Annotated in this window: 13 protein-coding genes; 8 read left to right on the top strand and 5 right to left on the bottom strand. The window is 46.6% G+C overall.

Annotated elements, in window-relative coordinates:
* A partial coding sequence (gene upp, locus QTO00_RS04875) for a uracil phosphoribosyltransferase (RefSeq protein ID WP_331423349.1) occupies positions 1-578 on the bottom strand: 578 nt, incomplete at its 3' end.
* A gap of 178 nt (positions 579-756) precedes the next feature.
* On the opposite strand from upp, the gene purM reads away from it, so the two are divergent.
* The 4 genes from purM to QTO00_RS04855 all read left to right on the top strand — a co-directional run bounded on the left by purM (position 757) and on the right by QTO00_RS04855 (position 3,033).
* A complete protein-coding gene (gene purM / locus QTO00_RS04870; RefSeq protein ID WP_331423347.1) occupies positions 757-1,797 on the top strand; it encodes a phosphoribosylformylglycinamidine cyclo-ligase in 1,041 nt (346 codons plus the stop codon).
* A 2-nt stretch (positions 1,798-1,799) separates the two neighbouring features.
* On the top strand, positions 1,800-2,441 hold the full coding sequence (gene purN / locus QTO00_RS04865) for a phosphoribosylglycinamide formyltransferase (protein ID WP_331423345.1): 642 nt from the start codon (positions 1,800-1,802) through the stop codon (positions 2,439-2,441).
* A 194-nt stretch (positions 2,442-2,635) separates the two neighbouring features.
* Positions 2,636-2,842, top strand: coding sequence for a YaeP family protein (locus tag QTO00_RS04860; RefSeq protein ID WP_038205777.1), 207 nt, complete (start codon positions 2,636-2,638; stop codon positions 2,840-2,842).
* Complete coding sequence (locus tag QTO00_RS04855) at positions 2,842-3,033, top strand: DUF4250 domain-containing protein (protein WP_038205780.1); 192 nt, start codon at positions 2,842-2,844, stop codon at positions 3,031-3,033. Before QTO00_RS04860 ends, QTO00_RS04855 begins: the two co-directional genes overlap by 1 nt.
* 49 nt (positions 3,034-3,082) lie before the next feature.
* Here QTO00_RS04855 and QTO00_RS04850 read toward each other — a convergent pair whose 3' ends face one another.
* Positions 3,083-3,967, bottom strand: a complete 885-nt coding sequence (locus QTO00_RS04850; protein ID WP_331423341.1) for a LysR substrate-binding domain-containing protein — start codon at positions 3,965-3,967, stop codon at positions 3,083-3,085.
* A gap of 166 nt (positions 3,968-4,133) precedes the next feature.
* Here QTO00_RS04850 and QTO00_RS04845 point away from each other — a divergent pair, with 166 nt between their 5' ends.
* Together QTO00_RS04845 and fghA are read left to right on the top strand one after the other, a co-directional pair.
* A complete protein-coding gene (locus QTO00_RS04845; protein WP_331423337.1) occupies positions 4,134-5,282 on the top strand; it encodes an S-(hydroxymethyl)glutathione dehydrogenase/class III alcohol dehydrogenase in 1,149 nt (382 codons plus the stop codon).
* 181 nt (positions 5,283-5,463) lie between these two features.
* On the top strand, positions 5,464-6,306 hold the full coding sequence (gene fghA / locus QTO00_RS04840; RefSeq protein ID WP_331423336.1) for an S-formylglutathione hydrolase: 843 nt from the start codon (positions 5,464-5,466) through the stop codon (positions 6,304-6,306).
* 112 nt (positions 6,307-6,418) lie between these two features.
* Here fghA and QTO00_RS04835 read toward each other — a convergent pair whose 3' ends face one another.
* Complete coding sequence (locus QTO00_RS04835; protein WP_331423335.1) at positions 6,419-6,766, bottom strand: DUF3622 domain-containing protein; 348 nt, start codon at positions 6,764-6,766, stop codon at positions 6,419-6,421.
* Positions 6,767-6,945: 179 nt separating this feature from the next.
* Positions 6,946-10,842, bottom strand: a complete 3,897-nt coding sequence (gene purL / locus QTO00_RS04830) for a phosphoribosylformylglycinamidine synthase (protein WP_331423334.1) — start codon at positions 10,840-10,842, stop codon at positions 6,946-6,948.
* 308 nt (positions 10,843-11,150) lie between these two features.
* On the opposite strand from purL, the gene mltF reads away from it, so the two are divergent.
* Together mltF and QTO00_RS04820 are read left to right on the top strand one after the other, a co-directional pair.
* Complete coding sequence (mltF, locus tag QTO00_RS04825) at positions 11,151-12,686, top strand: membrane-bound lytic murein transglycosylase MltF (protein ID WP_331423333.1); 1,536 nt, start codon at positions 11,151-11,153, stop codon at positions 12,684-12,686.
* 202 nt (positions 12,687-12,888) lie between these two features.
* Complete coding sequence (locus QTO00_RS04820; RefSeq protein ID WP_331423332.1) at positions 12,889-13,023, top strand: hypothetical protein; 135 nt, start codon at positions 12,889-12,891, stop codon at positions 13,021-13,023.
* 56 nt (positions 13,024-13,079) lie between these two features.
* On the opposite strand, the gene tadA is transcribed toward QTO00_RS04820, so the two are convergent.
* The gene (tadA, locus tag QTO00_RS04815; RefSeq protein WP_038206155.1) at positions 13,080-13,601 is read right to left on the bottom strand and encodes a tRNA adenosine(34) deaminase TadA; all 522 of its coding nucleotides are present in this window, start codon (positions 13,599-13,601) and stop codon (positions 13,080-13,082) included.
* Between the last annotated feature and the right edge of the window lie 196 nt (positions 13,602-13,797).

Here is a 13,797-nt window from a genome sequence, read left to right as displayed (position 1 = left end):
ATGTAGCCCTTGTCGTTTAGCTTCTCATCGATTGCCGCTGTGTATAGTTCTACGTCTGGGTGCGCTTTTTCCAGAGCTTCAATACCTTCAGGAGCAGCAACAAGAACCAGTACTTTAAACTGCGTACAGCCCTGCTCTTTCAATAGGTCGATGGTTGAAATCATTGAACCGCCTGTCGCAAGCATTGGGTCTACAACGAGCGCAATACGCTCATCAATGTTAGATGCCAATTTGTTGAAGTACGGTACTGGTTCAAGTGTCTCTTCGTCACGGTAGATACCAACAACACTGATACGAGCGCTAGGAATATGTTCAAGAACACCGTCCATCATACCTAGCCCTGCACGCAGGATAGGCACAACTGTCACTTTCTTACCTTTAATCTGGTCGATTTCAACGGGGCCATTCCAACCTTCAATGGTCACTCTTTCTGTTTCAAAGTCTGCAGTCGCTTCGTAAGTAAGTAGGCTACCAACTTCTGTGGCTAGCTCACGAAAGCGCTTAGTGCTGATGTCACCTTCTCTCATTAGACCTAATTTGTGCTTAACAAGAGGGTGTTTTACTTCAACAACTTTCATTTCCATCTCCGGCTTATGTGGTGATTTTTAAACAAACCTTCAGATTATAAACGATTTCGTTGTCAATTTCTTGCTCTAAGACAAAAGAAAAAACTTACGCAAACGTTTGCTATCTGGGTTTATCCGCTGTTAGAATAGCGCCGTTTTCATACCCAACTTAAAACCAGAGGACTTCCCTGTGAGTGCTGATAACACTTCTCTTAGTTACAAAGACGCTGGCGTTGACATCGATGCAGGCAACGCACTTGTTGACCGTATTAAAGGTGCTGTAAAGCGTACTCGTCGCCCAGAGGTGATGGGTGGTATTGGTGGTTTCGGTGCACTGTGTGAGCTACCAACTAAATACAAACAGCCAGTTCTTGTTTCCGGTACTGATGGCGTGGGTACTAAACTCCGTCTAGCTCTGGATATGAAAAAGCACGACACTATTGGTGTTGACCTTGTTGCTATGTGTGTTAACGACCTTATCGTGCAAGGCGCAGAACCACTATTTTTCCTAGATTACTACGCAACAGGTAAACTGGATGTTGATACTGCAACAGACGTTGTTTCAGGTATCGCAGACGGCTGTGTACAAGCGGGTTGTGCACTAATCGGTGGTGAAACTGCTGAAATGCCAGGCATGTACGAAGGCGAAGATTACGACGTTGCAGGCTTCTGTGTCGGCGTAGTTGAAAAAGAAGACGTTATCGATGGTACTAAAGTTGCCGCAGGTGATGCGCTTATCGCTGTAGGTTCAAGCGGTCCACACTCAAACGGTTACTCTCTGATCCGTAAGATCCTGGAAGTATCTGGTGCAGACAAAAATGAAGAGCTAGCGGGCCGCACAATCGGTGAGCACCTTCTAGAGCCAACCAAAATTTACATCAAATCAGCGCTTAAGATGATTGAGAAACATGACATCCATGCAATCTCTCACATCACTGGCGGTGGTTTCTGGGAAAACATTCCACGCGTACTACCTGAAGGTACTAAAGCGGTTGTTGACGGCAACAGCTGGGAATGGCCAGTCATCTTCAAATGGCTACAAGAGAAAGGCAACGTAACAACACACGAGATGTACCGTACATTCAACTGTGGTGTTGGCCTTGTCGTTGCTCTACCAAAAGACCAAGCAGACGCAGCCGTTAAGCTTCTTAACCAAGAAGGCGAAAACGCATGGGTTATTGGTGAAATCGCCAATGCTGAAGCTGGTGAAGAACAAGTAGAGATCAAATAAGCATGAAGAGTATTGTTGTTCTAGTGTCTGGAAACGGCTCAAACTTACAGGCAATTATTGATGCTTGTAAGACCCAAATTAAGGGTGGACGAGTCACTGCAGTGTTTTCTAACAAAGCCAATGTATATGCGTTAGAACGTGCAGAACAAGCAGGATCAGCGGCACATTTCCTTGACCCTAAAGCATTCGATACTCGTGACGCTTTCGATGCTGAACTTATGAAGCAGATCGATGAGTACAAGCCAGACGTCGTGGTATTGGCGGGTTATATGCGAATTCTAAGTGGCGAATTTGTTCGCCACTACATGGGCCGTATGATCAACATTCATCCTTCTCTGCTTCCTAAGTATCCGGGGCTCAATACTTATCAGCGCGCTATCCATGCTGGCGACGAAGAGCACGGAACCAGTGTTCACTTTGTTACTGAGCAACTTGATGGTGGCCCGGTGATTCTTCAAGCAAAAGTGCCTATTTTTGATGAAGATAACGTCGAGACTCTGACTGAGCGTGTTCAAACTCAAGAGCACAAAATCTACCCTATGGTGGTGAAGTGGTTAGTTGAAGAGCGCTTGGTAATGAAGGATGAAAAAGAAGCCTACCTAGACGGTAAACTCCTTGGCATTCACGGCTACGCCGAAGAGTAACCCACTCTAATCAATAACAAAGACGAGCTCACATGCTCGTCTTTTTTGTTTTAAACTACTACATTTACCTTCAACCAGTGGTTAGGAATCAACCACGTCAATCACCGTTTTGAGCTAGAACAACCTTAGCTTTTGAGTTTCACCAGTTGAATGTGTATATTTGAGAGCAGTTATCATTTATCGGAGAACAAGCCATGCAAGTATACGGCTGTTGTGATTTAGTGCGCGAACTTTACGCACAGATCGGAAGTGGCGACCAAGCCTATGTACCACAAGCGATTTCATGTGCAGTTAGAGCGCTAAATGAGATTGCTGCTGACGAATCACTACCAAAAGAAGCAAGAGACAAAGCGGCATTCGCTGCGGCTAACCTACTGATCTCGGACTTCGAGGACAAGTAATGAACTTAGCCAATTTTGAGACCATGGACCCAGTAATGTTGATGAGCATCGTCAACATGAAGCTGCGCGATGATTTCGGCGGCGATCTCGATAAGCTTGTGGTTTTCTTTGATATTGATAAAGCTGCCCTTGAAGCTCGCCTGGCGACAGCAGGTTTTGAGTTCCTTGCTGAAGCGGGCCAATTTAGATAATCAGCTATCAACAGATACTTAAACGCCCTACTCTTTTCGTAGGGCTTTTTTATGCCAATCGCTCACTCAAAAACGTAATCAGTTGACTAACTTTGACTGACAGATGACGGTTATTCGGATACACCGCCCATATGCCTTGCTGGCTTTCGCGGTAAGGAACTAACACCTCGATCAACTTGCCTTGCTCAATCGCTTCGTCGACATAGAAGTCAGGCAACTGAACTAAGCCAATGCCATTAATCGCAGCATCAAGCAGCGCAATACCGCTGTTGCAACGTAAATTTCCCATCACCCTTACGCTTTTATCAATTGCTTTATTGCCACTTTGAGACTGTTGAAAACGCCAATACTGCGACTGACCAATAAGACAGTTATGCTGTTCCAGTTCTGACAAGCTATGAGGCTCGCCATATTTTTCAATATAGCTCGGAGCCGCGCATACCTTAACCTGTCTCGAGGCCAAACGCTTGGCCATCATGCTCGAATCTTCCAAATGACCAAGTCGGATAGCAAGGTCAAAATCTTGCTCGATTAAATCAAGATTCTGATTCGAAAGAACAAAGTCCAACTCAATTTTTGGGTACTGAGCCAAAAACTCATTAAGCAGAGGCGCAATAATGTGCTCACCATAGGTAATAGAGGTGGTGATCTTAAGTTTGCCCTGAGGGATGTTATTGAGTTGAGATAAAGCCCTCTCTGCTTCTCGCAATCCTTCGACTAAGCCACGGCAGTGCGCATAATAAGTATGCCCCGCTTCCGTTACTGAGACTTTTCGTGTGGTTCTATGCAACAACTTAGCGCCAAGACGAGCTTCAAGTGCGCTAATTTTGCGGCTTACTTGAGCCACAGAGGTATTAAGCACCTTTGCTGCGGCCGTGAAGCCTTGCGACTCCACCACAGCAACGAACTCTGTCACGCCTTCCCAATCCGACATCAATCTCACCTATACATTCAACATTATTACAAATATGTAATTATCTTTTGCCATTTTGCCGGATTATCATTAAATGTGAAATGCCTATAATGCATTCCAACAAAACGGTGCTACTCAACTATTCTTAGAGCATCACCATACTCAAACATCAATGAAGGAATGAAGCATGTCACTTGATATCAAACCGGGTCAGACTCACATCCAGTCAAAAGCAATGGTTGCGTGGAAAGCAGGTGAGCCGCTGACACGTGAAACGGTCGATGTTGAACTGCCAAAAGCAGGAGAAGTTCTAGTCCGCATCGTCGCGACTGGTGTATGTCACACAGACGCATTTACTCTATCAGGAGAAGATCCAGAAGGTGTGTTCCCTTCCATTCTTGGTCATGAGGGCGGTGGTATTGTTGAAATGGTTGGCGAAGGCGTAACGAGCGTTGAAGTTGGCGACCATGTTATTCCCCTTTACACCGCCGAATGTGGCGAGTGTAAGTTCTGTAAGTCAGGTAAAACCAACCTTTGTCAGGCAGTACGTGAAACTCAAGGCAAGGGCCTAATGCCAGATGGCACAAGTCGTTTCTCTATCAATGGTGAACCTATTTACCACTACATGGGCTGCTCAACCTTCTCTGAGTACACGGTTCTGCCTGACATCTCACTAGCGAAAGTGAACAAACAAGCACCACTTGAAGAGGTTTGCCTACTAGGTTGTGGGGTTACAACTGGCATGGGCGCAGTGCTCAACACCGCAAAAGTCGAGCAAGGTGATACGGTTGCCATCTTCGGCCTTGGTGGCATTGGCCTATCAGCAATCATTGGCGCTCGTATGGCAGGTGCTAGTCGTATTATTGGTATTGATATTAACGAGAGTAAGTTTGACCTAGCCAAGCAACTTGGGGCTACCGACGTAATCAACCCACAAAACTTCGATAAGCCAATCCAAGAAGTGATTGTTGAAATGACAGATGGTGGCGTCGACTACTCATTTGAGTGTATCGGTAACGTAAACTTGATGCGCCAAGCGCTCGAGTGCTGTCACAAAGGTTGGGGCGAATCAGTCATCATTGGTGTTGCGGGCGCAGGTCAAGAGATCTCAACTCGTCCATTCCAACTTGTTACAGGTCGAGTTTGGCGCGGTTCTGCTTTCGGTGGTGTTAAAGGTCGCTCGGAGCTGCCTGAGATCGTTAACCGCTACATGGCGGGCGAGTTTGGTCTGCAAGAGTTTATTACCCACACCATGAGTCTTGATCAAGCAAACGAAGCATTTGATTTAATGCATAAAGGCGAGTCTATCCGTACTGTTCTGCATATGGAACAGTAGCCTGACTACTAATAATAACAAAGGCTTACCATATGGTAGGCCTTTTTCTCTGATAAACTGATTAAGCAATTGTTTTTCAAGCACGCTGCAAGTACATCCATGTAAGCTCTCTATCGGCATCCATGCCTATAGAAGGCATTGAAAAACAAACGCTTCATCAATATGAACTGGGGTCTTTATAGTGACAATTAACAATATCAGCCAAGCTAAGGTTGCGGGCGGCTGGCATAAGCAATACTCCCACTCTTCTTCAACGACCAATTGTGATATGCGCTTTGCGATCTTCTTGCCGCCGCAAGCGACTGCGGACAATCCAGTACCCACACTTTATTGGCTTTCGGGCTTAACCTGCACCGATGAAAACTTTATGCAAAAAGCCGGAGCATTTAAAAAGGCGGCCGAACTTGGCATTGCGATTATTGCGCCAGATACTAGCCCACGCGGTGAAGACGTACCTGACGATGAAAACGCAGCCTATGATTTTGGCTTAGGAGCTGGATTTTATGTCGATGCGACTCAAGCGCCGTGGAATAAGCACTACCAAATGTACAGCTATATCACTCAGGAGTTACCGAAGCTAATTGAACAACACTTCCCTGTATCCAGCGTTAAATCGATCTCTGGACATAGTATGGGTGGTCATGGTGCTCTAACCATAGGTTTGAAGAATCAAGACAACTATCGCTCCATATCGGCATTTAGTCCGATCTCATCGCCAATCAATTGCCCTTGGGGTCAAAAAGCGCTTAGTAATTACATTGGTGACAATCAGCAAGAGTGGTTGCCATACGATTCAGCAGAGCTACTTAAACAGGGCTCAAAACTTGCTATCTTGGTCGATCAGGGCGATGCCGACAATTTCCTTGAAGAGCAATTAAAGCCAGAGTATTTGTCAAAAGCAGCGCAGCAGTCAGGTGCAAATCTAGAGCTGCGAATTCAGCCTGGCTACGATCATAGCTACTTCTTTATCTCTAGCTTTATTGATCAGCACCTAGAGTTTCATGCTAAGTACCTAAACGGCTAATCCAGAAATAGAAAATCCCCGCTAACAGCGTCAGCGGGGATTTTTGTAACCGAAGATCGTTCAGGTACTAAACAATCGCCTCGTTATCGATGAGGCATTTAGTGGTTGATGATTACTCTTCGTCGAAGAAGTCGTCTTCATCATCCATTTCAGCTTGTGCTGCTTCACGCTTGGCTTCTTCGTAACGTGCTTTCTTTTCCGCTGCTTCTTGCGCTAGACGCTCTTCGCGTTCAATGCGCACTTTACGCGCTTCACCTTTACGTTCGTTACGCGCTGCTTGGTTTTCGATGAAACCTGCTAGCTCTTTTTCAGCCCACTCTTGTGCTGCTGCTTCAGTTTCAAAGCCCGTTTCACGTTTAGATACAGACGTTTTACGTGAAGTCACTTGACGAGTGATCTCTGCGCACCAACCGTTACGTTTCTCAGTCACGCGGATAGCGAATTTTTTATTGTTCGACATATTCATTTCCTAAGGGATTGTTGAGGGATTTAGCCATCCCTTGGCAAGCGCGGTATTAGAGCATAGAAAGTTTCAAGTTCCTAGAAAATAGTCCCTAGACTAATAAAAAGCGCAGACCTTTCGATCTGCGCTTTTCAACTTTCTAGCGACTAGATTCTAGTCAACTAGCAACTAACTCATTAACCGATGTTCTTACGTGCGTTTTGGAACATGCGCATCCAAGCACCGTTCTCGCCCCAACCTTCTGGAGACCATGAGTTAGCCACTGTGCGGAATACACGCTCTGGGTGTGGCATCATGATAGTCACGCGGCCATCTTGAGTCGTTAGACCCGTGATAGCATTTGGCGAACCGTTCGGGTTGTTCGGGTATTGCTGCGTTGGGTTACCGTGGTTGTCGACATAACGCACGGCAACTGTACCTGATGCTTCAATCGCTGCTAGGTGGTCAGCATCACGTACTTCTACGCGACCTTCACCGTGAGACACTGCGATTGGCATACGAGAACCAGCCATGCCGTCGAAGAATACAGAATCAGACTTCTGAACTTCTACTAGGCTGAAGCGAGCTTCAAAACGCTCAGATTCGTTACGAACAAAACGTGGCCATAGGTCTGCTCCTGGGATTAGCTCTTTCAGGTTCGATAGCATCTGACAACCGTTACACACACCTAGAGAGAAAGTATCTTGACGTTGGAAGAAGCCTTCAAACTGGTTACGCGCTTGTTCGTTGAACAGGATAGATTTCGCCCAACCTTCACCAGCACCTAGAACGTCACCGTAAGAGAAGCCACCACAAGCGACTAGGCCTTGATATTCTTCTAGAGCAGCTTGACCCGTTAGGATGTCGCTCATGTGAATATCAGTTGCTTCAAAGCCTGCGCGGTCAAAGGCTGCAGCCATCTCTACATGAGAGTTAACGCCCTGCTCACGTAGGATTGCCATCTTAGGCTTAGCACCTTTCGCAATGTAAGGCGCTGCGACGTCTTCGTTCACGTCGAAGCTTAGCTCAACGTTTAGACCTGGGTCAGAGTTGTCTTTCTTCGCCTCAAACTCTTGGTCAGCACATGCTGGGTTGTCACGTAGACCTTGCATCTTATGCGTAGTCTCAGCCCAGATAGTACGCAGTTCAGTACGGTTACGTTCAAGAACTACAGTGTCACCAGAAGTGATCACTAGCTCATCAGATGCTTCGACAGAGCCAATTACATGACAACATGCCTCAAGGCCATTTGCTGCTAACGTTGAAAGTACAGCGTCTAAATCTTCGTTCTTAACCTGAAGTACTGCACCTAGCTCTTCATTGAATAGTGCAGCTAGAGCATCAGCACCTAATGCTTTAATGTTCGCTTTAACACCACAGTGACCCGCAAATGCCATCTCAGCTAGAGTAACGAATAGACCGCCATCGCCTTTATCGTGGTAAGCCACGACTTGGTCGTTCGCAACTAGAGTCTGAACGCCTTGGTAGAAACCTTTTAACTGCGCTACGTTATCTACGTCTGCTGGCTTATCACCAAGCTGCTTGTAAACCTGTGCTAGAGCTGTTGCACCTAGACGGTTTTGACCGTTACCTAGGTCGATAAGTACTAATGAAGTATCGCCTTTGTCTGTGCGTAATTGCGGAGTGATTGTCTTACGGACATCTTCAACACGAGCAAACGCAGTGATGATTAGAGATAACGGAGACGTTACTTCTTTCTGCTCACCGTTCTCTTCCCACTTAGTCTTCATCGACATTGAGTCTTTACCCACAGGGATAGTCAGTCCAAGTGCTGGACATAACTCTTCACCTACCGCTTTCACCGCTTCGTAAAGACCTGCATCTTCACCCGGGTGACCTGCTGGAGACATCCAGTTAGCAGACAGTTTAATGTGTTTGATATCACCGATGTTTGTCGCAGCGATGTTAGTGATTGCCTCACCAACTGCTAGGCGAGCAGATGCGCCAAAGTCTAGAAGAGCAACAGGCGTGCGCTCACCCATAGACATCGCTTCACCGTGGTAAGTATCGTAGCTTGCTGCAGTCACTGCACAGTTAGCGACTGGCACCTGCCATGGGCCAACCATTTGGTCACGCGCCACTAGGCCAGTCACCGTGCGGTCACCGATAGTGATAAGGAATGTTTTCTCTGCGACCGTTGGAAGACGTAGAACACGATCTGCTGCTTCGTTTAGCTCAATGCCGTCACGGTTAACCGCTGGGTTGTTCGCCTTAAGCGTTTTCGCATCGCGGTGCATCTTAGGTGTTTTACCTAAAAGCACGTCCATTGGCATGTCGATTGGCGTGTTGTCGAAGTGTGAATCTTCCAGTTTTAGTTCACGCTCTTCAGTTGCAATGCCTACTACTGCGTATGGGGCGCGTTCACGCTTACAGATCGCATCGAATACTTCCATGTTCTCTGGCGCAACCGCCATTACGTAACGCTCTTGCGATTCATTACACCAGATTTCAAGTGGGCTCATGCCTGGTTCGTCGTTTGGTACATCACGTAGCTGGAAGATACCACCACGCTCGCCGTCGTCTACTAGCTCTGGAAGTGCGTTAGAGATGCCGCCCGCGCCCACATCGTGGATAAATGCAATTGGGTTCTCTTCACCAAGCTGCCAACAACGGTCGATCACTTCCTGACAGCGGCGTTCCATCTCTGGGTTTTCACGCTGTACAGAAGCAAAATCGAGATCTTCTGCTGATTGACCAGATGCCATTGAAGATGCCGCACCACCACCAAGGCCGATGTTCATCGCAGGACCACCAAGTACGATTAGGCTTGCACCTACCGGGATCTCTTTCTTCTGCACGTGCTCGTCACGGATGTTACCCATACCACCAGCAATCATGATCGGCTTGTGGTAACCGCGAACCTCTTCACCCGCGTGAGAGTTAACTTTTTCTTCGTAAGTACGGAAGTAACCCAGTAGGTTTGGACGACCAAATTCGTTGTTGAAAGCCGCGCCACCAAGTGGGCCTTCTAGCATGATATCTAGTGCGTTAACGATGCGACCTGGCTTACCGAAATCTGTTTCCCATGGCTGTTCAAAACCAGGAATACGTAGGTTAGACGTTGTGAAACCAACAAGGCCAGCTTTTGGCTTACCACCGATACCTGTTGCGCCTTCGTCACGGATCTCACCACCAGAGCCTGTCGAAGCGCCCGGCCAAGGAGAGATAGCCGTTGGGTGGTTGTGCGTTTCCACCTTCATTAAGATGTGCGCTTTCTCTTGGTTGTAACCGTACTGGCGAGTCTCAGGGTTCGGGAAGAAACGACCCACATCAGAACCGACCATCACTGCTGCGTTATCTTTATAGGCAGACAGTACGTTTTCTGGTGTGGTTTCGAAAGTGTTCTTGATCATCTTGAACAGAGACTTCTCTTGCTTAACGCCGTCGATGGTCCAATCTGCGTTGAAGATCTTATGACGACAGTGCTCTGAGTTCGCCTGGGCAAACATCATTAGCTCGATGTCTGTTGGGTTGCGATCTAACTTGTTAACGAATGCGTCATATAGGTATTCGATTTCGTCATCAGCAAGTGCAAGACCTAGGGTAACGTTTGCGTTTTCAAGCGCAACACGACCACCGTTTAATAGGTCAACATCCGCGACTGGTGCAGGCTCAGCCACTTGGAATAGTGCTTGTGCAGCGTCAAATGCCGAGAATACCACTTCCATCATACGGTCATGCAAGATAGCTTTTAGTTCAACCAATTGAAGCTCGCTAAGTTCAGCAGACGTTTCAATGTAGTAAGCCGTACCACGTTCTAGACGAACCACTTTATCTAGGCCACAGTTATTTGCGATATCTGTCGACTTTGACGACCAAGGAGAGATAGTACCTGGACGAGGGGTCACTAGCAGAAGAAGACCTGATGGCTCGTGCTCTTCAATTGTTGGGCCGTAAGTCAGAAGCTTTTCTAGCTTGTTCACTTCTTGAGCATCAAGGTCTGACGATAAATCAGCAAAATGAGCGAATTCAGCGTAAATGCCAGTCACAGGCAAGCTTAATTCACGACAAAGCTCTAGAAGCTTATTAACACGAAATTCAGATAGAGCTGGGGAGCCACGAAAAGTTCTCATGTGCTTAGGTCTCTTATACAATTGGTTGAGGTCTAATGACCTGAGGTAATATTGGAATAAATTCAACAAGTTAATCTAGCTCTTGCGAACCTATACCGATTTCACCTCTTCGCTTGCGAGCGCATTATATAGGATTTATTTTTGTGATGTAACACCAAAAGCAACCGTTTGCGTCATTTTTTTTGTCAATTTTGAATTACAGCAAGAATGAGATTTTAGCAATGCTTCTCCCGCTGAAATACGGATTGGCTTGCCTTGTTATGACACTCTGATATAAATGCCATACTGGATGTATGAGATCGTCGTTAATGAATAAGTATTTTTTATGTCACTTAAAGCCACTGTGCTTGCTGCTTTTGACAACTATTCTTCTATCAGGCTGCCAAATTGAATCAGAGCCAAAAAGTGAGCTCGACTTAATTAAGGAGCGTGGTGTACTTCGTGTAGGTACGCTCAACAATCAACTCTCCTACTATATCGGCCCTGATGGCCCAACAGGACTCGATTACGAGCTAGCGCGTGAATTTGCCAATGAGTTGGGTGTCCAACTAGAGATGAAACCCGCTTACCGAATTTCTAGCCTCTACCCTGCACTGGAAAATGGCGAAATTGACATTATTGCCGCAGGCCTAAGCCAGTCACCAGAGAGACTCCAGAAGTTCCGTCCAGGCCCCGCTTATTACTATGTCAGCCAACAATTGGTGTACAAGAAAGGTAAATGGCGTCCAAGGAACTTGAAGCAACTGCTTGCGAAGCAACAACAACTGATTGAAGAGAACGAAGGGCAAGACGTGCTAAGCATCGTCAGTGACTCTCACTTCAATACCACGCTTGCGCAGATAAAAGATGAGCATCCTGAGTTTTCATACCAGATTGACTCAAATGCCGACGTCAACGACCTACTCAAAGCGGTGTCAAAAGGCGAGCAAAGATTTACAGTCGCCGACTCTGTAGAAGTGTCACTTTCTCAGCGTATCTATCCTGACATCGCCATTGCATTTGAGCTGACCGAAGACCAACCTATCTCTTGGTTCCTGCGCCCTTCTCAAGATGAGAGCCTATATGGACTTTTGATTGAGTTCTTTGGCTCAGTGAATCAATCAGGTCACCTTGCCTCACTGGAAGAGAAATACATCGGCCATGTGGGTAGCTTTGATTACGTCGACACCCGTGCATTTATTCGTGCACTCGACTCAAAATTACCAAAGTGGTCACCGCTGTTTAAAAAATATTCTGAAGAGTTTGATTGGCGATTAGTCGCAGCTTTGGCCTACCAAGAGTCACATTGGAACCCGAAAGCGAAATCACCGACCGGTGTACGTGGCATGATGATGCTAACCTTACCAACGGCAAAAAGTGTCGGTGTCACCAACCGTCTTGACCCTGAGCAATCTGTTCGTGGCGGTGTCGAGTACCTGCGTCGCATGGTCGATCGCATTCCAGACTCGATTGATGAGCACGAAAAAATTTGGTTCGCTTTAGCCTCATACAACGTTGGCTATGGTCATGTGATGGATGCAAGACGAATGACCAAACATCAAGGCGGCAACCCAGACGCATGGTCAGATGTTAAAGACCGTCTTCCTTTACTACGCCAACAAAAATACTACAGTCAAACTCGCTATGGCTTTGCTCGTGGAGATGAAGCACGCAACTATGTGGAAAACATACGTCGCTACTACCAGAGCATCATAGGCCATGTTGAACAGCAATCAAGCTCGCAAGACATTAGTATCGATGATCTAACCGTCATTCAGTTACCTGAGAATGCAGTCTCGGCAGCAGCATCGGGATATGAGGATGAAGACTCATCGGATAGCGAAGAAATCAGCGCTGATCAATAACCGTGAGGGCGTCACCCTGTCTCAGGCGACGCTCTTGAATTCCCACCATTAAGACCAAATATAATCTTGTATCAAACAACAGTTGCGAACTTTCTTAAAATGGTAACAATGTGCAGGTATAAGACTTTAATCGTCTCAATATCAGCCGCCTTCTACCCAGTTCGTCGTTGATATTATTTTAACCATAATAGGAGGTTGTTTTATGCTTAGACGTAAAATGCAGTCAAAACGCCTTAATAAGACCGTTACTGCAAATCGCCGTAAACGCATGCTTAGCAACAACAAAAAGAAAGTCATTGCGCGCCACCGTGCATTTATGCAGCTATTAGCTGAATAACCTAGAGAGCAAACATCTTACTCAGATGTTTGCTTAGGGTCTGTTGACCTCGTAACCTACTCTCCCTTCTGTCCCAACTCTCTCGCTTTTTTACGCTGTTCTTTAATCTGTTTACGACGCCCTTTAAAAAACGCCTGTAGCTGCGTTCGGCATTCATCTTCGAGTAAGCCTTGCTCTACATCTGCATAGTGGTAAGCCGCTTGATGTTCAAATAGATTCAATACTGTGCCTGCCGCCCCCGCTTTAAGATCAGGAGCGCCAAATACGATTCTCTTCACTCGACTATGTAACAATGCACCCGCGCACATCGGGCATGGCTCTAACGTCACGTAAAGTGTGGTGTCCAACAAACGGTAGTTCTGTAGAGCTTGACCAGCTTTTCTCAACGCCTGCATCTCAGCATGAGCTGTGGCGTCGTGCTCGCCAATCGATTGGTTCCAACCTTCAGCAATCACTTCACCATCTTTAACGAGAACGGCTCCAACAGGAACTTCACCTTCGGTTTCTGCTTGTGCTGCCAGTTCCATTGCTCGGCGCATAAATTGTTCGTCTTGAAGAGTAAACTGGGGATCTGACACTGGGACTCCGTTCATGGAAAGGTACGTTATGGAAAGAAGATTTTAACCTTCAAAGGTAGGAAGTTAAAGCGGGATACGAGCGGTTCTGTAAAGCGAAGTGCGTTCCCGTTTCCGAAATAAAAAAAGCGCCGGACTCTCGACCAACGCTTTCGCTATTTCTATTCTACGGCGCCAAATATGCCAGTATTTACATTGT

Origin of the sequence: Vibrio sp. M260118, from assembly GCF_036533755.1 — a bacterium.
GTDB lineage: Bacteria > Pseudomonadota > Gammaproteobacteria > Enterobacterales > Vibrionaceae > Vibrio.
Note: the sequence above shows the minus strand (reverse complement) of the source record. Positions and strands in the feature narration are given on the sequence as shown.